We start from the raw sequence: 26,681 nt of genomic DNA, 5'->3' as shown, positions 1-26,681 counted from the left end.
GCGTTAAAAAATATTACAGATCGTACAAGCTTATAAACATGAAGAAATTATTATCAATGATCCTATTTAACGCGATGCTATTGGCGCATGTAACCTTGCTTGCGCAGCAGCGGGTTATCAAGGGCACTGTACGCGATTTGGGAGGTATTCTTCCCGGAGCAACCATCCGCGAAAAAGGTGTTGAAAAAAATGTGACCTCATCGGATGCCAAAGGTCAATTTCAGCTGACCTTAAGAGGTACATCGAATATATTGGTGGTTAAATTATTGGGGTTTGCGGATAACGAGGTTGATGTAACGGGTAAGCACTACGTGGATGTGACCATGCAACCATCCAATCAGGGCTTGGATGAGGTGGTGGTGGTTGGATTTGGTACTACCCGGAAAATTACCAATACGGGAGCGGTCAGTACGGTTTCGGGGGCCGAAATCCGTAATGTGCCCACCGCCAATGTGCAAAATACCCTCATGGGACGGATTCCCGGATTTGTAGCCCAACAGCGATCGGGCCAGCCGGGGCGCGACGCGTCCGACTTTTTTATCCGTGGTGTAAGCTCCCTGAACAACGAAGGGAATCGTCCGCTGATCATTGTAGATGATATCGAATATTCGTACGATCAATTGCAACAGATCAATGTCAATGAAATCGAAAGCATTTCCATTTTAAAAGATGCGTCCACAACAGCGATCTATGGTATTAAGGGCGCGAACGGTGTATTGGTCGTGACCACACGAAGGGGAAGCTCGGGCAGGCCGCAGGTTAATCTCCGATTGGAAACAGGTATTCAAAATCCGGTACGGACGCCAAAATTCCTGAATTCCTACGATGCGGCGACACTCATTAATGAGGCTTATACAAACGATGGTTTACCAGCCAAGTTCAGTGAGGCCGATTTGGAACTCTACAAAAACGGGAAAGATGCCTATGGCCATCCCGATGTGAATTGGTACGATGCTATTTTTAAGTCGGTAGCCAGTCAGACCAATGCCAATATCGACCTGTCGGGCGGATCGGATGCCTTGCGTTATTTCGTGTCCGGAGGAGCCTTGACACAAGGCGGTTTGGTTCGGACATTCGATGATCCTTTCAATGAGGTGAATACCAATTACTTCTTTAGGAGATACAATTTCCGTTCGAACCTAGATCTCAAGGCAACTAAAACCTTACAATTGCGCTTTGATTTGAGTACACGCTTTGCCGATATCAATCAGCCCCAATCGTTGAATGCCGTGGGGGAAATTTATGATTTCAGCAAAATCACTCCTTTTTCTGCTCCTTTTATGAATCCGAACGGAAGCTATGCCTATGCTTATTCGGATTTTAATCCGGAGGCCTTGCCTACCTTGAATGCCCGCTTGGCGAACGGAGGATACCACCGTACCAAACGCACGGATTATAATGCCTTGTTGCAAGCAAAACAGGAGCTGGATGTTATCACGAAAGGGCTGGCACTCACAGCACGGGTGGCTTATGGTGGCGTGGAGGAATATGCCCGTAATATTTTTCGGGGTGCGCTGCCACCATCGTATCATTACGACAGCTTAACCGGTAGCTATTTACTGGACCCTCGGGGTAAATATGTGTTGGAACCCTATGCCGTAACCGGAAGTACCGACCAATATTACCGCAACCTCAATATACAGGGCTTCCTGAACTACGATCGTACCTTTGGCGACCATCAGATCAGCTCTTTATTGTTATTTAACCAGCAAAGTGTATCGGCTCGGGCCGACGTGCCTTCCAATTTTAGAGGAACTTCACTTAAACTAGGTTATTATTTTAAGGAGCGGTATCTGCTCGACTTCAATGCCGCCTATAATGGTACCGACCGCTTTGATAAAAACCATCGCTATGGTTGGTTTCCGGCGGTAGGCTTAGGTTGGGTAGCCTCAAAAGAATCGTTTATTAAGGATAGGATCCCGGCCATTGATCTACTGAAGATACGCGGGTCGTACGGATTGGTTGGGTCGGATATTACCAGTGGCAACCATTATCTCTACAACCAAACCTATTACGATTCGGGCGGTTATGTCTTTGGGACAGGAGGTACCGTGGTAGGCACCGTGGCGGAGGGAGATCTCGGGAATGCCAATGTGACGTGGGAGAAAGAATGGAAACGCAATATCGGACTGGAACTCAATTTATTCCATCAGAAATTGAATTTAACGATCGACTATTTTTACAATACCCGGTTTGACCAGTTGACGCAAAGGGGTTCTATCCCTGCGATATTAGGTGTAGGATTTGCCCCTACCAATGTGGCCAAAACCGTGAACAGGGGCTTTGATGGGGTATTAGGTTATCGGGGGAAAATCGGTGGGGTAGCGGTGAGCAGCGACCTGGTGTTCCAGGTCTTTCAGAATAAAGTGCTCTTTCAAGACGAAGCCTTGCCTGCATTCCCTTGGTTAGCCCGTACAGGCAGGCCCATTGGTCAGTCTTTTGGTTACGCATTTGACGGTTTTTATACCGAAGCTGATGTGGCTCGTATTTATACTGCCGATGGCGTTGCACCTGCATCGGAGCGTCCTCCGATTCCGCTTTACGGCTTAGTACCTTCGGGAGAAGGTGGTATCCAAGCGGGTGATCTGAAATATAAGGATTTAAATGGCGATGGTTATATTGACGATCGCGATATGGGGCCCATTGGTAAGCCCAACCTGCCCAGTACGGTATTAGGGTTAACGCTCGGGGCCAATTACAAAGGGTTTAGCGTGAATGTGTTGTTCCAAGGGTCGTTTAATTACAGCTTTAGCGTCATTGGTACCGGTATTGAAGCCTTTCAGAGCCAATTCCAACCTGTACATCAACAGCGCTGGACACCGGAAAATGCCGATCATGCCGAGTTTCCACGCTTAACGCAGAATCCGACCACGGTAAACAGCGCACGCGCCTATATGTCTGATTTCTGGTTGATTGATGCACAGTACATCCGGCTCAAAACGGTTGATTTAGGGTATCAATTTTCGGGGGATAAACTGCCATTGGGATTGAATAATTTGCGTTTATACCTCAGCGCTTACAACTTACTGACCTGGACCAACTACAATAAATACCAACAAGATCCGGAAATTTCCAGTAATTCGACCGGCGATGCTTATTTCAATCAGCGTGCCGTAAACTTGGGTATCCAGATTGGGTTTTAATATGAAGTTGCGAGTTGTGAGTTGTCCGTTGCGCGTGCCTGTATGGTTTACTATATTGATATATAAAACGATGTATGATAAGTTAAGTGTTGTGAATTGCCGGATTGTTGGCTGATGCTACGTATAGCTTATAGCTTATAGCTTATAGCCTACAGCTTATAGTTTTTACTTTTTACTTATGTTAAGATATGAGAACGACGATTATTATAGTATTAAATTGCTGCTTCCTTTTCGTGCAAGCGCGTCAACCCGATTTGCTTCGTTATGTCAATACATTGCAAGGAACAGATTCGGATCCAAAGTTATCTTACGGCAACACCTATCCGACGATAGGTTTACCTTTTGGCCAACATTTCTTTTCTCCCCAAACGGGGAAAAACGGCGATGGTTGGAAATACCAGTACCGTGCTCAACGTATCCGTGGCTTTCAGCAAGTACATCAATGCAGCCCATGGATGAACGATTACGCGGTGTTTTCGCTTATGCCGGTTAGTGGTAAGCTGCACGTACAGGAAGATGAACGTGCTAGTACGTTTCATCATCAAAATGAATTGTGCAAACCGAATTATTATCGCGTCAAATTTGACAATGGCATTCAGACGGAGATTTCGCCAACGGAACGGGGGGCACATATGCGTTTTTCTTTCCCTAAAGGAGAGGCCTCTTATGTCGTGTTGGATGGTTTTCTGAAAAATGCATCCATCACCATATTACCCAAAGAACGTAAAATTGTTGGCTATGTTCGTAACGGCTTGTTTATTCCGGAAAATTTTAAGAATTATTTTGTTATTCAATTTGATCGTGATTTTAAAGGTTATGGAACTTGGACCGAAGGTGGTAAACAGATACAGCATGATAAACTCGAGATCACGGGTGAACAAGTTGGTGCGTACCTTGATTTCGGTAAAGGGACACAGGTACAGGCCAAAATAGCCTCATCCTACATTAGTCCGGAACAAGCACAATGGACATTAGATAGGGAGTTGGGGGCACATAAAAAGCTGGAAGACACCAAAACTGCCGCTGCGGCTGTATGGAATAACTTATTGGGCCGCGTATTGGTTGAAGGGGGAACGGAGGAAGAGCGGGCAACATTCTATTCCTGCTTGTTCCGGGCCAATCTTTTCTCCCGTAAATTTTATGAGATCGATCAGCAAGGCAAACCGTATTATTTTAGTCCATATGACGGTAAAATCTATTCCGGTTATATGTATACCGACAATGGATTTTGGGATACGTTCAGGGCGCAATTTCCCTTGAGTAATATTTTACATCCTACCATGCAGGGCCGTTATATGCAATCGTTGTTGGATGCACAGGAACAGGCAGGATGGTTTCCTACCTGGTCTAATCCCGGAATGTCCGGCGTGATGCTGGGCAACCATGCCATTTCCATATTAGCTGATGCGTGGATGAAAGGGATACGGACATTCGATCCGGAAAAGGCATTGGCTGCCTACCTACATGAAGTGACAGGTCGCGGTTTTTGGGGTGGTTCTAATGGTCGAGAAGGTTGGGAAAGTTACTTTATCAAAGGCTTTATTCCTTATGGGAAAATACATGAAACAACGGCGAAGACCTTGGAATATGCCTACGACGATTTTTGTGCTTACCAGCTCGCGAAATCCGTCGGGAACGAATATTATGCCCAGATTTTTGAGCGCCAAATGTTCAACTATAAAAACGTTTGGGATCCGAAAGCAGGCTTTATGCGTGGGCGACTGGAAGATGGTTCGTGGGTCCCTGATTTTGACCCCATTGAGTGGGGAGGTGCATTTACCGAAGGAAATGCTTGGCAATACACCTGGTCTGTTTTTCATGACCTGGGCGGCTTGGCCAATCTGATGGGCGGACAGCAGGCTTTTGTAAGTAAGTTAGATTCCCTCTTTACGATACATTCGAAATTTAAGGTGGGTACTTACGGACACGAAATCCATGAAATGACAGAGATGGTATTAGCCAATATGGGGCAGTATGCCCATGGCAATCAACCCGTTCAACATGTGGCCTATGCCTACAATTATGCCGGAGAGCCCTGGAAAACACAAGCACAGGTGCGAAAAATCATGGGGAAGCTATATAACGCTACAGAAAAAGGCTTCCCCGGAGACGAGGATCAGGGGCAGATGTCATCCTGGTATGTGATCAGTGCGTTGGGCTTATACAGTGTTTGTCCGGGAACTACCCAATATAATATTGGAAGTCCGATATTCCGCAAAGCAACGATCACCCTGGAAAATGGGAAAAAATTTGTTATTGATGCACAGGGGAACAATACCGAGCATGTATATATTCAATCTGCTACCTTAAATGGGAAGCCCTTCGATCGTAATTGGATAGATTATCAGGAGATTGCGGCAGGAGGTGTCTTAACGTTGAAGATGAGCGATAGACCAAATAAAAATCGGGGTCGGTTGGAAGTAGACCGTCCCTTTTCACTAACGAAGATGAAACCTTAATCTATCCGATCATGTTCAGAAAAATAGTCATCTTTTGCGTACTCTTTTACGGTATAAATTTAAGCTTGCAAGCGCATCGACAGGATACGCATCTCCGTTTATCCTCTGTATTGCAGTCGCGAATGGTTATCCAACAAAATAAAGCCTTCCGTGTATGGGGGTATGCGGATCCGGGTACGGCGGTGCGTGTCACCGCAGATTGGTTTGCAGGTGAAGTAGTTGTTCGTGCCAATGATACCCGGGAATTCCTTGCCTTAATTGACGTACCGGCTATTCAAGCAGGCGATTTTAAGCAGCACTGGTTAACAGTAAGGTCTGAGAGGGATGAAATTATCTTGGATTCTTTGCTCATCGGCGATGTGTGGCTCTGTTCAGGGCAATCGAATATGCAGTTTTCATTGAAAGAAGATCAACATGCTGCTGCGGATTTACCACAGGCCAATCAGGAATATTTACGTTTATTCAGTGCAGGCTTAAATTTCAGCAATGAGCCAATCGATTCGGTAAGCGGTGAATGGAAGGTGTGTGATTCAACAACGGCTAAAGATTTCAGTGCAGTAGCGTATTATATGGGCAAGAAATTGCTGGACTCTCTTCACTATCCCATCGGACTTATATTTACCGGAATTGGAGCTTCTGCTGGGCAGGCTTATGTACCCCGATCGGTACTGGCGTCCGACTCGCTCTTGCGTGTGACTTATCTCCAACCGTATTTAGATAGTCCGAAATCGAAGGAAAAGATTGATGGCGGCTTCTCTTTTGAGAAAGTTACTCGGCCTTATCTGTTATACAATGCACTGATCCATCCTTTTGTCAACTTGTCTATTACTGGATTTACGTGGTATCAGGGTGAATCCAATCATTTAGAACGGATGCCTTATACCCGTTTGACACAGGCAATGATCAAGGCTTGGCGCGCAGCATTTAGCCAAGGGCAATTGCCTTTCTACTATGTATTGATAGCCCCTTATGATCATGAAAAACGCGATTCGACATTAACGGAAGATGCCTTCTTTAGGGAAGCACAAGAGCGGATAGCGACATTGAACAATACGGCTATGGTGGTTAGCGTAGATATTGGCGGGTCTGATAATTTACATCCCACGAATAAGAAGCCATTGGGTGAACGGTTGGCATTGACAGCCTTGAACCGTACTTATGGGCGTTTACACGTTGCCTATGAAGGGCCGCGATTGCAATGCGTAACCTACCAGGGCAATAGAGCCAGCGTACACTATATGCCCATGAGCCTTGCAGGTGGTTTGCGTACCGCGGACAATCGTTCACCCGCATTTTTTTATGTGGCAGGAAAAGATCGTGTTTTTCATCCGGCAGTGTCAGTTATTCGAGGTAATACGATTGAATTAAGCAGCAAACAGGTAAAACACCCTGTTGCGGTACGTTATGCTTTCTTTAATTATCCCGAAACCAATCTGCAGAACGGAGCGGGCTTACCTGCACTGCCCTTTCGTACGGACTCTTGGCCAGAATAAATGTTTATGTTTTACCCATTATTCAACACCCTTATGAACCGTATATTTTTATTGGTAGTAGCTCTTTTAGTGCTAGCATCTTGTTCAAAAGAATATAAAATGCCTCCAAGTCCAGAGCGACTTATTAAATCGTTTACCTTAGCCAATGGGCAATACGGAAATGCCCAAATGATCATACAGGAAAATGAAAGTATACTAAAAATTCAGGTTTTTGAAGGACTGGATTTGAAAGCTGTTGTGCCGCACATTGTGATTTCCGATGGTGCGGTTATTTCACCCGCTTCTGATCAGCCAATTGATGTATCCCAAAACCATCAATATACCTACACCGTTACATCTGCTTCGGGTTTAGTGATGGAATGGAAGGTGGAATTTGAGGTGCTATCTATTGGTGAGTATGGAACTTACCTGATTACGGATGAACAGCAGACGCATTATTTAAGTGTATTGGGCGATACCCTTTACAATAAAAAATACGACGATGGCGCCTTGGTTAGCGCATTGCCCAGAGGCACGGGTACACCGGTTCCGCGGTATCAGAAATGGCATTTGATTAAACAGCGCGCGGTAGGTGGCGTTTCCTATTTCCATATTCGGAATTTGCATAGCGGCAAACTGCTTACCGCAATGGGGGATAAACCAGAAGGGGATAATGCATTGGTGCAATGGTCGGCGATGGATGACGAAGCCGACCGACAGTTATGGAAATTGGAAGAAGCTTCCGAACTGGGGCATTATACCTTGGTGAACAAATATTTTTCGGCAGCAGTAGGAAATACAGCTTCTCAACGTTGGGTCATTGCGCCAACTAGTTCCGATACCTATCGGGATGATGCGGTAGTGCAGTTTTTTAACCGAAACGGCTCAGAACAGGGATCGGTGGCCTTTGATCAGGGAAATAGTATCCCGCTAAGCTGGGGCCCGAATAATGGAAAGGTGTTATGGGTGACGCAGGATGCTTGGGATGGCACATCTTTACGAGAGAACAATAAATTTCCATGCGGTTATTTTTTCAGTTATGGAAACTCAATGTTGCTGCAACCGGCGTTGAATGATTGGAATAATGTACACACACCTAATGTAACGATTCCCAATGGAGCTAATGACCGTCCACGGCAGGTATGTACCATACAGGCCAACAATACCTTTGCCTGGCCCGGAGTGGGCGTGGAGATTGGAAATAAAGTCTACGTTCATTGCGGAGAAGGATCAGGTCTGAGTGCCACCGATCAGTCGCTCTATGTCTTTACCCAAAATGCGGGAACGGTTTGGGAAACCGAGCGAACCACACCTGCTGGTTTAAGTGGACAGACCGACATTGTTTATGCTTCGGGCATGGTGAAAGCAGCCGATGGTTATGTATACGCCTTTGGGAGTGAAGCCGTAGGTTTTGGTTATGAAACGTATTTACATGTGGCCCGTTTCCGGCAGGAGGATCCACAACAATGGAGCTTCTTTGATGGGACTTCGTGGACAAGCAATCCAGTAAAAGGAGCGGCCTCAAAAATAGCCGATGGCTTGGGTACCTTGTCTATATCTTACTTGAATGGGAAATATATCTTGTTAACTATGGATCAAGGCTTTAACTGCGATGCCAAGCGAAATATTTATATGGCAACGGCCGATAGCCCAACCGGCCCGTTTACCGAGCGGAAATTGGTCTATACTATCAATGAGTATTTTTACGGACAATATGCCCGCTATTACACCCCAGCTATCCATCCACAGTTTGATAATGGGCGGAACGAATTATTGGTCACCTATTGTTTGAATTATTCCGCTTGCGGACTGAGTGAATGCCAAGGGGGGGGGATCGATCCCTATTATTATCGAATAAAAGGAATACGGGTGCCGTATGAGCTGATCGGATTATAGGGGATTAAAAAGTACAACATAAAAATTCAAAAGCCGAAATGCTTGGCAACTCATGGTAGTGTCCGGTTTTTTTGAATACGGTATTTAGGTTAGTGAATGATTTTTGCTTTTAGGTTGTTACTATTATAATTCGTATTTTGCTGCCTTTATCAAATTTGCTCACAATGCGATGGACTTATTTTATTCGCCAAAAGTTCAAGGTTGCTTTTTTGCTTTTTTGTATCATGGCCTGCTCTATTACGATCAGGATCTTAGAAGATAAAAATGTAAAGCAGATGAATAAAGCGTTGCTTTCGATGTACGCGGATCGCTTGGTGCCGGCTTCGGATATTTTTACGATGGCTGAACATTTATATGCCAAAATGTTTTTGTTGCTTGCTGTTGAAAGGGAAGTGGAGTGGCATCAAGATACGATGCTGGCTTTGAAAAAACGTTTGATCACGCATACCCATGCGATAGACACCTTGCTCGAAAAATACGAACAGACATATTTAGTGGATCGGGAAAAGGCTTTCTTGAAAGGGTTTAAGCATGAATTGACAAATTATAAGGAAAGAGAAAGCGAATTGTTGGCGGCGGATATAAACCAGCTCTTGAAGGTGGTGGCTCATGTTCAGAAAGCGAAGGCAGCCCTAAAGGCGGCCATCAATGCCTTATCGGAAGTAGAGAAAATACAGACCACTGTTGGAAAGGAACTGATGGCGGATGTTCAATTTGTAGTGAAGGGAACACGCTTCTTTTCTGCTTTGCAGTTGATTTTGTCTATTATCATCGGCATTATGGTTGTAGCTTTGGTACTCGAATCAAAGAGTATGATCAAAAGCAATATACCCTTTAATCTGAATTGATTAAGCGATGTGCTATATGCTTTAAGCCTTATACTTATTGCTTACAGCCTATTCTTGTTGCTTACAGCCTATTAATCGATGTATTGCCGATCATCATCTGAGAGATTGGAACGGTAAGGATTCGTATATTCTTCTGTATTTCCATTGGTGGTCTGAAAATCTTGCGGAGAGGTCGTTTCCTGGATTGCCTTTTTCCTTGGTCTGCCTAACAAAAAACCGACAATTAATCCAAGACCAAACATGGTACCGAGGATAGCCAGTTTGGGGATATAGCGATCGCCAAAAATCCAGAAAATCACTTCATCGGTATTTTTCATTAATATAATGGTTACCAAAACGGTTAAGACGATGATAAAAATAGTTTTTGTGCTCATGGGGGTCAAATTTATGCTAATTTAACGCTTTTATTGAAACATTGGAACCCGCTGTTTTGTTTTTGTCTGCTCCCACTTGGGCGTATAGCGTTCGTAATACGCCAGCCAAAAAAGCAAGTCTCGAATAACGATTGGAAAAACGATATTTGTATCTAAAACAGCTTTGAACCGAACACTATGAATCATATAAACCTGTTTCTTCGTCGGCGTTCATGATATCAATGATATGCTTCTTTTGCTCTTCTTTCCTATTTTGTTTGTACTTTACTACATCTTCAAAACGAATACGGCGATGCTTCCCAATCTTGGTATATTCAATTGCGCCTTCTTCTCTTCTAATAATTTGACCAAATGTGGTTTTGAACAGCCCAAAATCTCTGCTGCTTTTTGCGTTGTCACTTCTGTAGCCACTGGTACAATAGAAATCGGCTTCCCTTCGCCCATTGCTTTTAGGATATCTCCTAAAAATCTCAAAGCCTTATAAGGGACCTTGATTCGATCATTCGTTTCTTCAATTTCTGTTTCGGTGTTATCAGATTGGATTTGCGACAGTGCAGTAGCTAAAGTTGCATAAGAAGTGTTCGCTACCTGCTACTCCGATTTTGTAGGTCTTTGTATGTCTTCCAGTGTGTTCATATTTTTTGTTTTGCTACAAAAATAAACGGAATAAACGAAAAAGAGTTGAGCTTTATTGATAGGTAATATCTTTTATTTTTTGGTGGAGGCAGGGATGCTAGATGGTTAATACGTATAGGTTACGCCGTACGTAAAAACAACTTTCTTTGAATTCGGTTCGTTTACATAAATTGTTCGAACACCTGCATCGAAATTGGGCAGGTAGAAGCGGAGTAAATTCATGTCGGCACGAAGTTCTAGTCCAAAGGTCCGTGGAGCGGTGTTGTTATGCTGTGCAAAATTTTCGAAGTCAGCAAAGAAACCACCTTTCAGTCGCTTGATAAAAGCCAAAGGACCAATGGCAAGGTCCGGATAAATAATGGGAAATTTATAATCAACAAATAAGGTATTATTCACACGGGTGGGGCGCAGTTGGTCATAACCGCTTACCATCGGAATATCGTTGGTTAACCGGTAATCTCCGGAACGCTGTTGCGCGTTAAAACGCAGCTGTAAAGAATGATTATTGCGTAAGCCAGGAAAATAGAAGGTGGATTTTACAGAAAATAAATCACCCGATAAACGTTTATCGAACGTTAAGCTTCGATAGATAAGGTTAATGTTCTGTCCCCATTTGGGTGCTAAATCCAGTAAGCTCTTTCGACTATTCCGATTAAAATAATATTGGGCCAGTAAAGGAAACCGAAGCGTTGAAAAATTTGGCAGTGAAAGGTTCTTCAGGCTGAGTTGATACCGTGTGGTATAACTGGTGCCCAGAGCAAAGCCGGTATTGTACACGGTGTTTAGGCGGTTGAAAGTTAAAGGAATTGTTGTTTTGATTTCGGTATAATGTTCCCTCCATCGAAAGGGAACGCGCTCATTCGGTTTGTTTTGGTAGGTGATGCTGCTTAACTGGGCTTGGTTTCGGTATTGCAGTGTAATCTTTGGAAACCAGCGTTTCCAGGAAGCTGCGACAAAATAGTCGGCACGACTAATATTCTGATTATAATTAAAACCAATTTGGGTAGAAAAAGTATTCAGTAGGTTGTCAGACATGAGCTGAAGTCCGAGATCAAAATTGTCTATACTGGATAAATCATCGCCAACCGGAGAAATACTATGAAAATTAAATAAATGAGCGACGTCTTTATAAGCCCTGGAGGCGAATGTTTTTTCCGGTTGAGGGGAAAGGGTGTCTAAAGGGGTTTCCTGCGCTAGAAGAGGCTTAAAATAGCCTATAAAATGATCGGAGCTATCTGATAGCTGTCGCATATGTATCGTGTCTGTGGTTAAGCTACTGATGAGGTATCCATTTGCCTGGTAATTATTGAAATATAAACGATGGGTATGTTCATCCCAGGAGGGATTATTTGCACCATAAGGGACATTGGTTAATTGTTGGATATGCTGATCATGCAATAAAAATAAATTATCTATACCGTTGTAATGTGCTTTAAAAACAATTCCTATTGGTGTATAGATAGGGCGTTCCACCTGCTGTGCTTGCCAGGATAACAACAATTGATGCTGTTGCTGTTGAAGATCAATTTCCATGAGGTTGGTTCCTCGCTGGCTAAGTGCCGTTGCAATAACTTTCGTTCCATCCGGATTAAAAGCCGGTGTTTGTAACAGCACATGGGGAGGGATAATAACGCGTTGTTTTTCCTGTCCACTTTCGCTATCCAAAATAAGTAAGAAACATTGGTTACTCAGGTCAACTTCAACCGCTGCAATTTTTGTTCCGTCGGCACTTAGGGTAGGGGAGAAGAGCCGCGTTTTGGAAGTGAGCTGCTGATATTTTTTTTGCTTCAGATCATAGACATTGATTACCTGATAGGTCTCTTTGAGAAAGCGTTTGTTATAGCGTAACTCGTCCCATGTTAGCTTACCTCCACCATAGGAGAAATGAGGTTCGGTTTGGATGCCTGTTTTGATGACTTCTTTGGGTTGCTTTCCATCGGTTAACAAAACCAACTTAGGTACACTAAGGTTGCTTCTTTGAAGGGCAAGGATCTCCCCATTAGGTAGCGGAGTTGGAAGTAAAAAATCAACGATCTCGCTAGGCCCAGTTGATGGAAATAATGGGTAATCAATCGGTGCTGTTTTCGTTGCTTGTTCTCTCCATAAACTGTCCAGTTCATCCACTGTTCGCCGATGCCAGTCTCGGGTGTTGTATCCCGTTAGCTGTTTAAGGCTACTGCTAAAATTATAAGGGCGGAAAGGCTTCTTGGCCATCCGGTTCATGAGTTGTTCGAGCGCTTGTTGCCCGTAGTCTCTCCGGATCTTAGTGGTCATAAAATAGCCTAAGGGATAATATCCCGGAGTAACACTTTTTAAGGACCCTAAATAGTCTTTCTGGTAGCTGTATTTTTTTCCACTTAGTGTATTTGTTCTAAAAGGTCGTTCGAATGATGGGAGCCTTCCCCGACCGGCCGGACTGAGTGCTGTTTCGATACCTACAGCATCGCCTTCATAAAACCAAGGGGGGAGTGTGATCCCAAAAATTGCTAAGGCCAATTGTTCAAAAAGTGGCGGGCCGAGATAGCCGGTTAACTTGTCGAATTGTACGACATGACGGAGCTCATGAACCGCCAAACTGTTCAACCAATCTTGGTAGTCTGTCTGCTGCGGAGGGGTGGTGGAGAACTCTGATCGACGAGGGGCTAATTGTACAAATCCGTTAGAAACGACGTCTCGATTTTGCAAGATGATTGAAATTTTTCTTGGTTTTTTACCAAGTGTTTTACTGATTCGTGGTATTGCTTCTGATAAGATATTAGCTAAGCGCTGTGCTTCGGATTCGAATTCTGATGGAAAAATTAACTGAAAAGAAGTTGTCTGAATTTGCCTCCATTTTACACGAGGAGGATTTTGTTCATGATCGAATACTTGCGTTTTTCCTATTAGTGGAGTTAAAAATAATATAAATAAATATAATATACTGATTGATAGTTCTTTATTTGTTTTTTTTGGCTTCATTTATAGGGTGTGCTAAATAATTTAGTTTTTTGTAGGTGGAGTGTCTATTTCAAATCTGTTGTTTTTGTTTATGTTTTTATATTTAAATTACTGATTTTTAGTAACTAAAAATTTATATATAGTTGTATATTTTCCAGAATAAATAGTTGTATGAAACAATTTATCCGGTTTGCATATCGTTTTTTTTTAACCAGTTAAATGTAGGTAATAATTTTTGAATATGCTACACTATCTGTCGGGTGTAATGCATCAATTTTTTCGCAATTGGTGTTTGCTTGGTAGGCGGGAGTCGGATATGCCGAATAGAATCCGCTCCCCTATTCCATAAAGGTATTCAAAATATTTCCTTGATAAGTGCTATTTTTTATGAGCTGTTGATTTACGTTTAGTGTCGTCATTTAGATCTTGTTTTTGATTTGTTTAGCGAAGCGTTATGCGGATGGAATAGGGGCGATTTCTAAATCATTATTTGCAAGCAGGCTTTACGAATGATTAGCCAAGTTGTGCCGTGACTTATGGTATGAATACGTTAGAAAAATAAAAAGTGGATGGAGAAAATGATTGTTGCTTTTACTTTTTATGGATTGGCTATATTGCTGACATGAATATGCTGAATGGGTATTGGTATAAGTATACTTCGTGTACTTTACTTTGCCAGTACCTCATGAAAAAAAGGGGATAAAAAAAACTCGCCTTTTCAAGATTTAGAGGAACGCTTATGCTTCCCGCTACATCATGTGAATTTTGGATGCAGCATTTCGAAGACCAAATTAAGTACTGTTAACCAGAGGTGGTTTTTCGGTTGATTGTTTGCACAACCTCTCCATTCCACTTAAGTAAAATATCGCTTGGTAAATTTGCGGTTACAGGTGGCTGCACTAGTGGTCTGATAAAGTTTCAAGCCATAAGGTTTTACCTATTTTTTGTCAACCGCGAAGCAGCATGAATGCCAATACAAGCAAACGATAAATGAGTAAAAATTAGTATAGCATTTTTAAAGAAACGTGCTGAAAAAGTTAAATGCGGTTACCTTGAAAAAGGGTGTAGTTTTGCTTTAATAAAATACACGAAGTCCGGTCTTTTAAACAACTAAAAGCTACAATTTTTCATCGCTTTTGCGTTTGTTTTATTCGCTTTTTTAGGACTTTTTAGACGGCTTTTTGTTGGCTGGTCAATAAAACGACGCATTTTAAGGCGTTTTATTGCGTTCTTTTTAAGCCGGATGTAGTTTTATAGGGTAATAAAAAAAGCTTTTGTAAAAGCCTTAATTTGGTGTTTTGAGCAAAGGCGCTTGTTTAGCAGGGTAGTTTTTTCGCTTATCTTATGGATTAAAGGAGAGAAAGCCTTACTTTTGTGCACCAAAAAGTGACTAAAATTTATGCAAAAGCTTTTCCGTATTTCCTGTGTTTTTACCCTGTTTTTCTTGGTTGACCATCTTAAATTAACGGCTCAATTTCATCCTCGGATTATAGTGGTAGATAGCTCGGCTAAAGCAGAGAAAAGAAAACATTTGGTTATACAATTGGAGCATGAAAACGGGGGGATATTGACGGGTAATGAGCGTGCAAAAGAATCATTGGAAGAGGCTTATTACAATGCGTTAAATGTCAAAGTTGGTTGGCAAACCAAAAGGGGAGGCGATATGTATAACCAGTTATTCAATTATCCGATATATGGTGTAGGCTTATATAGTAGTACTTTTGGTTTATCCCATGTCGGGAATCCTTATGCCGTCTATGGCTTCGTTTCGGTTCCAATTCGGCCTAGGGTCGGTCATCGGTTTAACTTTAGTTATCGGATCGCTTTAGGCTTATCAGGTAGATTCAATCCTTACAATGAGGATGAAAACCCCTTTAATTTAATTATAGGAACAAAAAACAACGTGTTTATTGATTTTGGTGGTCAAGTAAACTACAGTTTATCGAAGCATTTTCAAGTAGGTGTTGGCTTGGCATTTCATCATTTTTCCAATGGGGCATTAAAATTACCCAATACCGGGATTAATTTATTACCCTTTACGGCGGCGATATCTTATATTCCCAATGGACAACCCTTTGATTTTTCGAAGGATGATCTGGGCCCCAATCCTAAAGACCACGAATTACAATTCAGTTATGCCTTTGGTTTAAAGCAGTTAGACATGGACAATCCGAAGAAATATTTTAAATCTACACTGGGGCTTTTTTGGAGTAGATTTGCAGGCTATAAATGGCGATTGGGATTGGGTGCCAATGTGTTTTATTCGGCATCGGGTAACGACAGGGCCGTTGCTGGTGACGATGCGGGTTCTTTTGGTGCATTATTTTCAGGGGGACCTGCTTTTTATGTGGATCATTTATTGACTTCACGTTTGTACCTTAATGGTAATATTGGCTACTACCTGCATCGGAATACGTTCAATAAGGAATCAAGTGCTGTATTTTTACGTATCGGTGCCCGCTACGATGTTTGGAGAAATCTTTTTGCTGGAGTGTCTATCAAGGCTCACGGAGGTAAGGCAGATTTTATTGAGTGGACTACTGGTTATACCTTGGATTTAAGGAAGAAGAAGTAAACCGATACTATCTAAGAGACAAGATACGACCTATTACCTAATAAAAACAGGCCTTTTAGAGCCTATAAATATTTTTTACAATATGAATTAAACATGATTTTAAACCGTTGGTAATTGTTTCTTTAGTTTTTGATGTTCTATTTTGGTTTTCAAAATAGGGTAAAGAAACACGGCTCCGAGGACTAAACACGCACCACCATAGAAGCCGGCACTCATTTTTTCATCTTGTTTAAAAATCAGAAGGGCTAGCAAAATACCGTATATGGGCTCCAAATTGGTGATCAAGGCTACTCGGAAAGCACTTAATTCTTTCATGACAGCTACCCCGGCAACATAAGCGGCAGAAGTACACACCGTACCCAACAGCAACAGGTAAATCAGATCATGGGGCTTTAAAATCATTTCTGTATTGAAATTGCCACTCATGAACATAAAAAGGGAAAGCCATAGCCAGGCACCAAACATTTCATAAAAGCTAATGATTGTTGCTTTACTATGTTGGATAAATTTGCCGTTGATAATGGTAAACAGACTTCCGCAGAATGCACATACCAGGCCTAAGATAATTCCATTGATGTATTGCGCTTCAAATTTGAAAATGAGGTAAATGCCACAAATAATAAGTAAACCAATCAATAGTTCGAGGTAAGCAATCCGTTGTTTGTTAACTAATGGTTCAAGCAGTGCGGTGAACAGCGTAAGTGAAGACATACAGACTAATGTAACCGATACATTAGCTATTTTAATTGATTGGAAGAACAAGAACCAATGTAAACCTACTAGACCCCCTGTAAGGATAAATTTTACGAAGAGTCCAGAAGAAACCCGAATGGATTTTTTGGTGCATTTAAAGTAGATAAATAAGGATGCAGAGGCAATCAATACCCTGTACCATACTAAATGAACGGCTGTTACGGAAATTAGCGCGCCTAAAATTCCGGTAAAGCCCCATACCAAGACCGTTAAATGCAGCAAAAGCAGGTTACGGTTAATTTTTGCAGGAAACATCTGATCGTTAAACTAATTTATTTTGGTGCTTTATATAGCAGGTACAAACCTACGCATAAAAAGATGACACTCGGGATGAATGAAGCAATAAGTGGGGGTAAACCACCTTTTAAGGAAAACATTGTTGCAAACTGTATAAAAAGAATATACGTAAAGCTGAGCGCTATTCCCACACCTAGGCTTAGTCCAATACCTCCTCGTACTTTTTTTGACGATAGGGAGACTCCCATTAAGGTTAAAATATAGGCGGAAAAAGGATAGATAAAGCGTTTATATTTCTCCAATTTTAAATCAGTCATCCTTCCGGTACCACGGATTTCTTCTTTCTTGATATTTTCGTTGAGTTCTTTAGTGGTCATCGCCATATAGACATTGTCCCGAATCTCAAAATCTTGAGGAGCCATGTCCAGCGTCGTATCTTTAGCTGTCCCCTTGATCATTTTTTCTGTTAAACCATTAACTTCACGAATGGTGTAATTTTCTATTTTCCAGTTATTCTTGATAGAATCCCAGGTAATACGGTCGGCAATCAATTTCTCTTTTAATTCTTGTCCATTAAAGGTTTCGAGAATAAAATTGTACCCCACTTTTCGGTCATTATCGAAGTTATCGATATAGACAAAAGAATTCTTATCGATCTGCATGTGGGTAGAAGACTTATTATTATTGTCGATTGGCTTTACATAGATATTTTCAAAACCTATTTTGAGCTTATTAGTACGCGGTATAATATAAATATTAAAAACTAAGGTTACGGCACAGATGATCGATGCTGCGATAAAATAAGGTCGTAAAAAACGTTTGAAGCTCATGCCGCCACTAAGGATGGGAACGATCTCCGTTTGATCGGCCATTTTTGCGGTGAAGAAAATCACCGCTATAAAATTAATAAGTGGACTTAGGAAATTGAGATAAAAAGGAACAAATCCAGCATAATATTCAAAGACAATTTTAGAGAGCGGAGCGTGGTATTTTAAGAAGTCGTCCAAACGCTCGGAGATATCGAAAATCACCGCTACTACCGTAAAAATAGCCATGGTAAACACAAAAGTGCCTAGGTATTTTCGGATAATATATTTATCGATGATGTTCACTGGAGATTAAAAATTAAAAAATCAAAATTAAAAAGCTTAAAACGAAAAGCATAAACCCTGCATACCGTTTTAACTATTATTACCTACTATTTACTACTTTAACCACTCAACAACGATCACCACCTTATTTCGTATTAAGGCATTAATTAAGTAGCAATAGCACGGGCATTTAGCGTTCATTAGCTAATTGCCATATTGGCTAATTCTCTACTCAACAATTACCCTACAATCGTTCTCCCAGTTGTTTTACCATTTTATTCTTCCACTCGTAAAACGTTCCTTCCCTAATTTTAGTACGAGCTTCTCCCACTAACCAAAGATAGAAATGTAGATTATGTAAGGTGGCAATTTGAGCGCCTAATAATTCCTTGGAATGAATGAGGTGCCGTAAATAGGCCTTTGTATACTGTTGATCGGTTGCTAAGTTACTATCAGGATCTATGGGTGAAAAATCAGCTGCCCATTTTTTATTTTTAATATTGATAATTCCTTTTCTAGTAAATAACATGCCATTCCTTGCATTCCGGGTAGGCATCACGCAATCGAACATATCGATACCCAATGCAATATTCTCTAGAATATTGATCGGAGTGCCCACTCCCATGAGGTAACGTGGTTTATCTGCTGGCAAGATATTGGTGACGATTTCAGTCATGGCATACATTTCTTCTGCCGGTTCGCCAACAGACAGTCCGCCAATAGCATTCCCTTCCCGTTCAAAAGAAGCTATGATTTCAGCAGATTTTTCGCGAAGGTCTTTATAAACAGAGCCCTGGACAATAGGGAAGAGGCTTTGGTGGTAGCCATATAAAGGATCGGTCGTATCGAAGCGATCGCAACAGCGTTTAAGCCATCGGTGGGTCATATCTAACGATCGGCTGGCGTAGCGATAGTCGCATGGATAAGGTGTGCATTCATCAAAGGCCATAATAATATCAGCGCCAATAACACGTTGAGTATCCATGACATTTTCTGGTGTAAAAAGGTGTTTAGAGCCATCGATGTGCGAACGAAAGGTAACCCCCTCTTCTTTAATCTTACGCACTTCCGTTAGTGAATACACTTGATAGCCACCACTATCGGTCAAAATAGGCTTATCCCATCCATTAAATTGATGCAATCCACCAGCTGCGCGAATAATATCAAGTCCGGGACGCAAATAGAGGTGATAGGTATTGCCCAAAATAATCTGAGCCTTAATGTCATTTTTTAATTCGTATTGATGGACACCTTTTACCGATCCGGCGGTACCCACTGGCATAAATATCGGCGTCTGTATGGTGCCATGTGCAGTGGTAAGTTCACCCGCTCGGGCTTTTGAATAGGGATCTGTTGCGTGTAAGGTAAATGCCATGTAAGGTATTGCCAATAAGGCAGGATAAATTTTTAGATTGCAAATCTAGTTAAATTTCATTTATTAATAAATAGTTGTGATATTACCTAGTTGTGATATGCCGACAAGATGATCTGCTTTGCATATCAAAAGCATTTTGTCTAAGTTTGCAGCATAATCGTTTAACTTCGAGTATACGTTGGAACATCCTCTTAATTATATCTTGCCGGGATTATTTGGCCTATTTTTATGCATACAGCTCTATTATATCCTGTTTGTTTATGGTCGTTTAAATCGGTATAGTCCACCGGACTTGATTCCTGACGTTGATTACCCACCACTTTCGGTTATCATCTGCGCCCGAAATGAGGAAGCCAACCTGCGTTTATATCTTACGGAAATTTTAGAGCAGGATTATCCCCTTTATGAAGTTGTTGTGGTTAATGATTGTTCGAGTGATGATACGAAATGGGTGCTTAAAGAGTTTCAAGAACGATATAAGCATCTTCGCACGGTTGCTATTGCTGAGCATGAACGATTTAACCATGGTAAAAAATTTGCGGTTACTTTGGGCGTGAAGGGCGCTCAGTATGAACATTTAGTGTTTACGGATGCGGATTGTTTTCCGCAATCTAACCTATGGTTAAGGTATATGGCCCAGCAATTTACCCCAGGAAAATCCATTGTATTAGGATATTCACCTTATGTGGAAACCAAAGGATTTTTAAATACCTATATTCGCTACGAAACCTATCAAACGGCGCTTAATTATTTGTCGTTTGCCTTAAAACGAAACGCGTACATGGGGGTGGGCAGGAACTTAGCCTATACCAAAAGTTTATTCTTTAAAGGGAAAGGTTTTGCCGCACACATGCATATCCCCTCAGGGGATGATGACCTCTTTGTAAACCAGAACGCTACTCGAGACAATGTAGCCATTTGTATTCATCCTGATGCGATGGTATGGAGTGAACCTAAGCGGACTTATAAAGCATATAAACAGCAAAAAAAACGTCATTTTGGGGCAGCAAAAGCTTACCGTACCAAGCATAAATTTGCTTTAGGCTTTCAAGCGGCTAGTACACTGTTGTTTTATTTATTAGCCTTGACACTATTGATTGTTCAGCCCCAATATTGGTATATTGCCCTAAGTGGATACCTATTACGGCTTTTATTGTTAGCAATCGTCTGTATACCGATTATGAAAAAATTACAGGTTGGCAAGTTGGCGACAGGATTGCCTTTCTTGGATATCTATCATGTTGTCTATATCACCATAAAAGGGCTTGGTGCCTCTTTTGGAAAGCATGTGTCGTGGAAATAAATCAACTATACAATGAACAAACCTATGGATGCACGCCTGATTGATACATATTTTCCTGGTCTTAGCGAACAGCAGCAGCAGCAGTTCGAGCGCTTGGGTGAACTTTATGCTTATTGGAATGCCCAAATTAATGTAATTTCCCGAAAAGATATTGAAAGCTTATATGAGCGGCATGTATTGCATGCATTGGGTATTGCCAAATTCATTACATTTAAGTCGGGTGCCCATGTGCTGGATGTCGGTACAGGAGGGGGCTTTCCGGGAATTCCGCTGGCGATATTATTTCCAGAAACCCATTTCCATTTAGTCGATTCGATTGGGAAAAAGATTAAAGTGGTGAAAGAAGTGGCTCAAGCCTTAGCGTTAACGAATGTGCGGGCAAGTCATATTCGGGCGGAACAAGTTAGCGATCAATATGATTTTGTGGTATCTCGTGCAGTTACACAATTAAAAGAATTTTATCCATGGGTGAGACAGAAGTTTAAGAAGAAGTCTGTCCATGCGGTACCCAATGGTATACTATACTTAAAGGGAGGCGACTTAGCAGCGGAAATTCGAGAATCTAAGCTCCCGGCGGAACTTTACCCGCTATCGGATTATTTCCATGAAGACTTTTTTGCCACCAAATATATTGTTTATATTCCGGTGTGATGGCATATAGCAACCAAAAGCGATAGCCATCCCCCTACTAGTAATAGTCCACCTAAAGGTGTGATTGGCCCGAGAAACCGCCATTTATTTCCGAAAGCACCAGAAAGACATAAGCCATAAATACTAAAGGAGAATAAGATCGTACCGATGATGAACAACCAAACGTAAGCTCCTGTTTCAATTATTCCGGCCGCTTGCGCAAATCCTACCATGACCAATATCAAAGCGTGGTAAAACTGATAGCGGACACCTGTTTCGAAGCTGTCCTGTTGTTCGGGTGTAAATTTTTTCTTGAGTGCGTGGGCACCAAAAGCACCTAAAATTACTGCGGTAAGACCAAAAAAAGTTCCAAATAATTGTGCCAGCATGGTATGTTACGTCTATTGTCTACGTACAAAGATAGGGTTTGTTGCTAGTTGTTCCAAGGTATGGTTATAGACGTATTCAACCATAGGCATGAGTTGCTTTTTATCAAATAGTCCAAATTGCAACATGTTTGGCGGTTCGATGAAGAGATCGCATTTTTGAGCGTTTCGGACAACAGCTTGTCCGATAGCTAAATGGATAACACGGTCGAGCATTTTCAGGGAAGATAGCTGTTCGGATGCTGGATGATCGAGTGCATTAACATGTATGCCGATGAGGTAATGGCATTGTCCCAGCAAAGGAGTAACCGGGAGATTATCCAGCAAGCCGCCATCGTAGTAGGTTGATCCATTTTGCGTTACAGCAGGAAATATAAACGGAATGCTTGATGAGGCTAGTAATGCCTGATCCAGAGGGCCACTGTGAATATAAACTGTTTTTGCTAACCATATGTCGGTTGTCGAGACATGCAAGGGAATTTTTAACGATTCGAATGTGTTTTCCGGAATATATTTTTGAATGAGCGACGAAAGATAACCTGTATCCAGGAATCCTGTTTTACGGAAACGCAAACTTCTTGTTGGAAATAGGTCGTTGTTTTGAACAATCTGCAGCATTTCTTCTACCGAAAGACCAGCAGCATAACATGCGCCAATAATGGCTCCGGCACTACAGCCCGAGATGATGGATGGCTTGATACCATATTCTTCTAAGGCTCTAATGGCGCCCAAATGACCAATTCCACGTAGTCCACCACCGGAGAGCACTAATCCGATTTTTGGAGGTTTTTTCTCCCATGGTTTTTTCCAATGAAAAGCCATCTATTAACGTTTAGGTTTCCACACATTATTGGTACGATCCACATCCGGCACCCGATGTTGTGGATCTATGGTTACAGCGGTAACTTCACTTGTTGTTGGCACGTGAAAGGTTGTTGTAGCTCCTTGTTGCCATACTTCCACAGGAACGGTAAATTGGTGAATCTTACCATTTGTTTCGTTGACTTCTACCAAAATGGGCATGACCATCTGCTGTTGGTTAGCTACGGTAATATCAATTCCCTTGGTCGATTCATTATCCGTATAATTGACGCTACTTATGGCTTGGTCAAGTTGCCAATTGTGGTAATACCAGCCGCACCAAAACCAGGACAGATCTTCGCCGGCGCCATTTTCCATAGATCGGAAGAAGTCCTCTGGACGCGGGTGCTTAAATGCCCAATGGTGGATATACTGGCGAAACGCATAGTCAAATTTATCCGGCCCGAGAATAACGTCACGAAGAAGCGTTAGTCCAAATGCAGACTTGAAATAGGCCAATGGGTGGACATATTTTCGATCCATGGCATCTGGGCGGGTCATAAGGGTATTTGCCTCGCCGCTTGTTGCAATAACCTGAATGATCTCATCCGCTGGATTGCCTCCTCCCGGGGCATATTCGCCATCTCGTTTAGGTGCAAATTCACCATCATTAAATTCTTCTTGGGCAAGTACGTTTAAAAAGGTGTTGAAACCTTCATCCATAAAGGGATAGCGACGTTCATCAGAACCGACAATCATGGGAAACCACGTGTGGCCGATTTCATGGGAAGCGAGCAAATACATAATATAAGGTTTTGCTTGCCAATGGTTAAATGCTAATCCGGGAAACTCCATGCCCCCAACTGGACCAGCTACACTGGTTGCTGTTGTATAAGGGAAAGGAAACCACTTTTTCGAATAATGCTCAATAGACGCTTTGATCATTTCGGTAGAACGACCCCATGCGAGGGAATCTTGAGTGGATTCTAGTGGGTACACTGATTGAGCCAATGCTGTTTTTCCTTCGGGCAAATTAATTTTCGCTGCATCCCATAGGAAGGCAGTCGACATGGCCCAAGCCACGTCGCGCGTGTTCTGCATCTGAAAATGCCAGGTTACTTCCCCTTTTGTTGCTTGTGTAACTCCTCGGGTCAGATCAGCGGCAGATCGAATTGGAACCGTTTTATCCGATTGTCGCGCCTGCGTGAGGCGATTCCGTACGGGTTGGCTCAAAATGTCCTGACCATTAATTAATTCACCTGCCCCAACTACAACGAGATTAGCCGGAACCGTTACGCTATAGTCAACATGACTATAATCTAAATACATTTCACCGCTGCCGATGAAAGGAAGGGTGTTCCATCCATAGTAATCATCGTATACACACATACGGGGATACCAATAGGAAAATTCAAAAATACGCCCATTTTTAGTTGCTAAATATCCGGAACGGCCACCACCTCCACTTGCTTGCAAAACGTAGGTATATTGAATATCCAACTCAATCTTGTCTCCAGCCTTTACCGGTCTATTTGCTAGGCGGATCTGCATTCGGGTATCATCAACAAGATAGGGAATCGTTTCCCAATCTGAACCCTGTTTGAGTCGTACTTGGGTAATTTGGTATCCTGTAGTGGGATCTGCTGGCACATTGGGATCATGCATGCGGTTGGCGCGGCTATTTGTTAAGGTATTGTTCTGATCTAACTGCAGCCAAAGCTCATCTAAAGGATCTGGACTGTTATTGCTGTAGTGAATATGTACGTCGCCTTTTAACTGAAGTGTTGTGGTATCGAAGGAGGCCTTAACCTGATAATCGGCTTGATTTTGCCAATAATGTGGTCCGGGTTTTCCGCTTGCACTGCGGTAAGGGTCTCCTTTAAATTTATAGAAATCTTGCTGGAAAATTTTGCTAGGATCGAACTGTGCGCGAATAGGGGTATATAAAAAGAAAGAAGAGATGACGAGCGCAATAGGGAATTGTTTCATATTGTTGTTTTTGTACTTGTTTTGCATCCAAAGCCGGAATTAATGCTAAGTTAATGTTTGTTCGTGAAAAAGGAACTTTTTCTTTATACGCTCTTCTTTTCCGAAGCCATCAAACGGTCATTAAGCAATAGCTTCATCGTCTAAATAGACGGTCAAATGTCCAGTTGATGGCTTGTTTGATGGCCGCATGAGTGCTGGCTACGCAAAGCAGGTACGAAGCAGGTAGGTACGACTCCTGATAAGGTATCTTACGTTTGCTTATCGATTGGTAGAAATCAATCCGAAGGACGCACTGCCTTCAGTATCTTCCGCTCACGTTTTTAAAATGCGGTTACGCTAAGCAGTACGATAATAGACGCTACGTATGAAAAATTAGCATATTTCATTAAAAATTAGATAATTTTTGGTTATTGGGATGATTTTAGCTATTTTACGGTCTAGAATAAACCTATTCAAATGACACTTATTTACCAATTGGCACTTACGCGCGTAAAAGGTATTGGTCAGGCCTTGGCCAAGCAACTATTAATCACCTTCGGAAGCGCGGAAGAAGTTTTCCGTGCACCGAAAAAGCAATTATTGAAAATTCCAGGCATTGGAGCAACGCTTGCTGCTAATTTAATGGATCGTAACGTATTGGCAGAAGCTGAGCGGGAGCTGGTCTTTTTAGAGAAACACCATATCCAACCCTTATTTTGGGAAAGTGAACATTATCCAGCGAAGCTTAAGGAATGTATAGATGCACCCGTGTTACTGTACTATAAAGGTAATGCCGATTTGCAGTGTAAGCGAATCATCAGTGTGGTAGGCACCCGGAATGCAACGGCCTATGGGAAAAGGATTTGCGATGAATTTATTGCCTCGCTAAAGCATAGCGGTGCACTCATTGTCAGTGGTTTAGCTTATGGTATTGATAGTTATGTGCATCAAGCTTGTGTAGAACAGGGGATAGATACCGTTGGGGTATTAGGGCATGGACTGGATCGGATTTACCCCGCGGCTAATCGGGGGCTTGCTCGAGAGATGTTACACCATGGTGGACTATTAACAGAATATCCATCGGGAACTAATCCCGATCGGCAAAACTTCCCTTCGCGCAATCGGATTATTGCTGGTTTGGCCGATGTTACCGTTGTGGTAGAAGCGGCCATGAAAGGAGGTGCGTTAATTACGGCCGAATTGGCAAACACGTATAATCGAGACGTTTGCGCATTCCCTGGAGACATTTATAAAAACTTCTCAGGAGGTTGCAATTACTTAATAAAGACCCATCGTGCACACTTGATCCAATCGGCGAAAGACCTAGCCTATCTCATGGATTGGGATTTTAATATTCCAAAAGAGCAAGAACAACCTTCAGCGGGAAATGTACCCGAAAATCCAGTAGAAAAGATGGTCTATGAAGCTATAAAGCAGAAGGGATCAATAGGGGTAGACGAACTCGCAAATGGTACCCAGCTTTTGCCTAGTAAATTAGCGATGATCCTTTTAGCATTGGAAATGAGTGGATTGTTAGTAGCCTTACCCGGAAAAATATACCAAATTGCTTAATAGCGGCTCTCTTACTTCGCATTGATGAGTGTCCAATAGCGCCAAGCCAATATGGCTTTTTGTTTTTTGGTAAGTCTACTGGGATCTTGATGGATGAGGCTAGGCAGCAACCATTTATTCAGTTTGACTAGTGCTTTGAAAAATGTCTTTTTCATTCGCATCGTGTTTAAAGCAAAAACAGTTGACTGGCCGATTTGGTTTGTATTCTTTTAAGATTTGTGATCA

Annotated in this window: 19 protein-coding genes; 9 read left to right on the top strand and 10 right to left on the bottom strand. The window is 42.2% G+C overall.

Going from position 1 to position 26,681, the window contains the following annotated elements; all coding sequences use genetic code 11:
• Window positions 1-38 precede the first annotated feature (38 nt).
• From ABD930_RS21620 to ABD930_RS21600, 5 genes are all read left to right on the top strand, one after another.
• Window positions 39-3,143 carry a SusC/RagA family TonB-linked outer membrane protein gene (locus ABD930_RS21620; protein ID WP_345235349.1) on the top strand — a complete coding sequence of 1,035 codons (3,105 nt, stop codon included), beginning with the start codon at window positions 39-41 and terminating at the stop codon, window positions 3,141-3,143.
• 188 nt (window positions 3,144-3,331) lie between these two features.
• Window positions 3,332-5,602 carry a GH92 family glycosyl hydrolase gene (locus ABD930_RS21615; protein WP_345235347.1) on the top strand — a complete coding sequence of 757 codons (2,271 nt, stop codon included), beginning with the start codon at window positions 3,332-3,334 and terminating at the stop codon, window positions 5,600-5,602.
• Window positions 5,603-5,613: 11 nt separating this feature from the next.
• Entirely contained in the window at window positions 5,614-7,095 is a 1,482-nt protein-coding gene (locus ABD930_RS21610) for a sialate O-acetylesterase (protein ID WP_345235345.1), read from the top strand.
• A 33-nt stretch (window positions 7,096-7,128) separates the two neighbouring features.
• Window positions 7,129-8,970, top strand: a complete 1,842-nt coding sequence (locus tag ABD930_RS21605) for a DUF4185 domain-containing protein (RefSeq protein ID WP_345235343.1) — start codon at window positions 7,129-7,131, stop codon at window positions 8,968-8,970.
• A gap of 164 nt (window positions 8,971-9,134) precedes the next feature.
• Window positions 9,135-9,818 carry an MCP four helix bundle domain-containing protein gene (locus tag ABD930_RS21600; protein ID WP_345235341.1) on the top strand — a complete coding sequence of 228 codons (684 nt, stop codon included), beginning with the start codon at window positions 9,135-9,137 and terminating at the stop codon, window positions 9,816-9,818.
• Window positions 9,819-9,889: 71 nt separating this feature from the next.
• On the opposite strand, the gene ABD930_RS21595 is transcribed toward ABD930_RS21600, so the two are convergent.
• The 3 genes from ABD930_RS21595 to ABD930_RS21585 all read right to left on the bottom strand — a co-directional run bounded on the left by ABD930_RS21595 (window position 9,890) and on the right by ABD930_RS21585 (window position 13,786).
• A complete protein-coding gene (locus ABD930_RS21595) occupies window positions 9,890-10,192 on the bottom strand; it encodes a hypothetical protein (protein WP_345235339.1) in 303 nt (100 codons plus the stop codon).
• A 267-nt stretch (window positions 10,193-10,459) separates the two neighbouring features.
• A complete protein-coding gene (locus tag ABD930_RS21590; RefSeq protein WP_345235337.1) occupies window positions 10,460-10,666 on the bottom strand; it encodes a MerR family transcriptional regulator in 207 nt (68 codons plus the stop codon).
• A gap of 267 nt (window positions 10,667-10,933) precedes the next feature.
• Window positions 10,934-13,786 (bottom strand): TolB-like translocation protein, encoded by a 2,853-nt coding sequence (locus ABD930_RS21585; RefSeq protein WP_345235334.1) that lies wholly within the window; start codon window positions 13,784-13,786, stop codon window positions 10,934-10,936.
• A gap of 1,378 nt (window positions 13,787-15,164) precedes the next feature.
• Here ABD930_RS21585 and ABD930_RS21580 point away from each other — a divergent pair.
• Window positions 15,165-16,340: an acyloxyacyl hydrolase gene (locus tag ABD930_RS21580; protein ID WP_345235332.1), complete on the top strand. Its 1,176-nt coding sequence runs from the start codon at window positions 15,165-15,167 to the stop codon at window positions 16,338-16,340.
• Between the two features lie 99 nt (window positions 16,341-16,439).
• Here the strand turns inward: ABD930_RS21580 and ABD930_RS21575 are convergent, their stop codons facing one another.
• The 3 genes from ABD930_RS21575 to tgt all read right to left on the bottom strand — a co-directional run bounded on the left by ABD930_RS21575 (window position 16,440) and on the right by tgt (window position 19,796).
• Window positions 16,440-17,348 carry a DMT family transporter gene (locus ABD930_RS21575; protein WP_345235330.1) on the bottom strand — a complete coding sequence of 303 codons (909 nt, stop codon included), beginning with the start codon at window positions 17,346-17,348 and terminating at the stop codon, window positions 16,440-16,442.
• A gap of 17 nt (window positions 17,349-17,365) precedes the next feature.
• Window positions 17,366-18,442: an LptF/LptG family permease gene (locus tag ABD930_RS21570; RefSeq protein WP_345235328.1), complete on the bottom strand. Its 1,077-nt coding sequence runs from the start codon at window positions 18,440-18,442 to the stop codon at window positions 17,366-17,368.
• A gap of 223 nt (window positions 18,443-18,665) precedes the next feature.
• Window positions 18,666-19,796: a tRNA guanosine(34) transglycosylase Tgt gene (gene tgt, locus ABD930_RS21565; RefSeq protein ID WP_345235326.1), complete on the bottom strand. Its 1,131-nt coding sequence runs from the start codon at window positions 19,794-19,796 to the stop codon at window positions 18,666-18,668.
• A 178-nt stretch (window positions 19,797-19,974) separates the two neighbouring features.
• Between tgt and ABD930_RS21560 the strand changes: the two genes are divergently transcribed.
• Window positions 19,975-21,099, top strand: coding sequence for a glycosyltransferase (locus tag ABD930_RS21560; RefSeq protein ID WP_345235324.1), 1,125 nt, complete (start codon window positions 19,975-19,977; stop codon window positions 21,097-21,099).
• Window positions 21,100-21,111: 12 nt separating this feature from the next.
• A complete protein-coding gene (gene rsmG / locus ABD930_RS21555; RefSeq protein ID WP_345235322.1) occupies window positions 21,112-21,750 on the top strand; it encodes a 16S rRNA (guanine(527)-N(7))-methyltransferase RsmG in 639 nt (212 codons plus the stop codon).
• Here rsmG and ABD930_RS21550 read toward each other — a convergent pair.
• From ABD930_RS21550 to ABD930_RS21540, 3 genes are read right to left on the bottom strand one after another with little or no spacing between them, the layout of a single operon-like run.
• Entirely contained in the window at window positions 21,735-22,118 is a 384-nt protein-coding gene (locus tag ABD930_RS21550; protein ID WP_345235320.1) for a DUF423 domain-containing protein, read from the bottom strand. The two genes, rsmG and ABD930_RS21550, sit on opposite strands and share 16 nt — an antisense overlap.
• A 12-nt stretch (window positions 22,119-22,130) precedes the next feature.
• On the bottom strand, window positions 22,131-22,937 hold the full coding sequence (locus tag ABD930_RS21545) for a patatin-like phospholipase family protein (RefSeq protein WP_345235318.1): 807 nt from the start codon (window positions 22,935-22,937) through the stop codon (window positions 22,131-22,133).
• A gap of 3 nt (window positions 22,938-22,940) precedes the next feature.
• The gene (locus ABD930_RS21540; RefSeq protein ID WP_345235316.1) at window positions 22,941-24,905 is read right to left on the bottom strand and encodes a M1 family metallopeptidase; all 1,965 of its coding nucleotides are present in this window, start codon (window positions 24,903-24,905) and stop codon (window positions 22,941-22,943) included.
• A 456-nt stretch (window positions 24,906-25,361) separates the two neighbouring features.
• Here ABD930_RS21540 and dprA point away from each other — a divergent pair, with 456 nt between their 5' ends.
• Window positions 25,362-26,456 (top strand): DNA-processing protein DprA, encoded by a 1,095-nt coding sequence (dprA, locus tag ABD930_RS21535; RefSeq protein ID WP_345235314.1) that lies wholly within the window; start codon window positions 25,362-25,364, stop codon window positions 26,454-26,456.
• Window positions 26,457-26,467: 11 nt separating this feature from the next.
• Here dprA and ABD930_RS21530 read toward each other — a convergent pair whose 3' ends face one another.
• Window positions 26,468-26,611, bottom strand: coding sequence for a hypothetical protein (locus ABD930_RS21530; RefSeq protein ID WP_345235311.1), 144 nt, complete (start codon window positions 26,609-26,611; stop codon window positions 26,468-26,470).
• Between the last annotated feature and the right edge of the window lie 70 nt (window positions 26,612-26,681).

Source organism: Olivibacter ginsenosidimutans (assembly GCF_039542865.1).
GTDB lineage: Bacteria > Bacteroidota > Bacteroidia > Sphingobacteriales > Sphingobacteriaceae > Olivibacter > Olivibacter ginsenosidimutans.
This window is presented reverse-complemented; position numbering and strand designations above follow the sequence as displayed.

Coding starts and splice junctions, on each gene's coding strand:
- dprA (WP_345235314.1), top strand. CDS start 25,362: ATGACACTTATTTACCAATTGGCACTTACGCGCGTAAAAGGTATTGGT.
- ABD930_RS21585 (WP_345235334.1), bottom strand. CDS start 13,786: ATGAAGCCAAAAAAAACAAATAAAGAACTATCAATCAGTATATTATAT.
- ABD930_RS21580 (WP_345235332.1), top strand. CDS start 15,165: ATGCAAAAGCTTTTCCGTATTTCCTGTGTTTTTACCCTGTTTTTCTTG.
- ABD930_RS21610 (WP_345235345.1), top strand. CDS start 5,614: ATGTTCAGAAAAATAGTCATCTTTTGCGTACTCTTTTACGGTATAAAT.
- ABD930_RS21550 (WP_345235320.1), bottom strand. CDS start 22,118: ATGCTGGCACAATTATTTGGAACTTTTTTTGGTCTTACCGCAGTAATT.
- tgt (WP_345235326.1), bottom strand. CDS start 19,796: ATGGCATTTACCTTACACGCAACAGATCCCTATTCAAAAGCCCGAGCG.
- ABD930_RS21605 (WP_345235343.1), top strand. CDS start 7,129: ATGAACCGTATATTTTTATTGGTAGTAGCTCTTTTAGTGCTAGCATCT.
- ABD930_RS21545 (WP_345235318.1), bottom strand. CDS start 22,937: ATGGCTTTTCATTGGAAAAAACCATGGGAGAAAAAACCTCCAAAAATC.
- ABD930_RS21540 (WP_345235316.1), bottom strand. CDS start 24,905: ATGAAACAATTCCCTATTGCGCTCGTCATCTCTTCTTTCTTTTTATAT.
- ABD930_RS21620 (WP_345235349.1), top strand. CDS start 39: ATGAAGAAATTATTATCAATGATCCTATTTAACGCGATGCTATTGGCG.
- ABD930_RS21615 (WP_345235347.1), top strand. CDS start 3,332: ATGAGAACGACGATTATTATAGTATTAAATTGCTGCTTCCTTTTCGTG.
- ABD930_RS21575 (WP_345235330.1), bottom strand. CDS start 17,348: ATGTTTCCTGCAAAAATTAACCGTAACCTGCTTTTGCTGCATTTAACG.
- ABD930_RS21595 (WP_345235339.1), bottom strand. CDS start 10,192: ATGAGCACAAAAACTATTTTTATCATCGTCTTAACCGTTTTGGTAACC.
- ABD930_RS21530 (WP_345235311.1), bottom strand. CDS start 26,611: ATGAAAAAGACATTTTTCAAAGCACTAGTCAAACTGAATAAATGGTTG.
- rsmG (WP_345235322.1), top strand. CDS start 21,112: ATGAACAAACCTATGGATGCACGCCTGATTGATACATATTTTCCTGGT.
- ABD930_RS21600 (WP_345235341.1), top strand. CDS start 9,135: ATGCGATGGACTTATTTTATTCGCCAAAAGTTCAAGGTTGCTTTTTTG.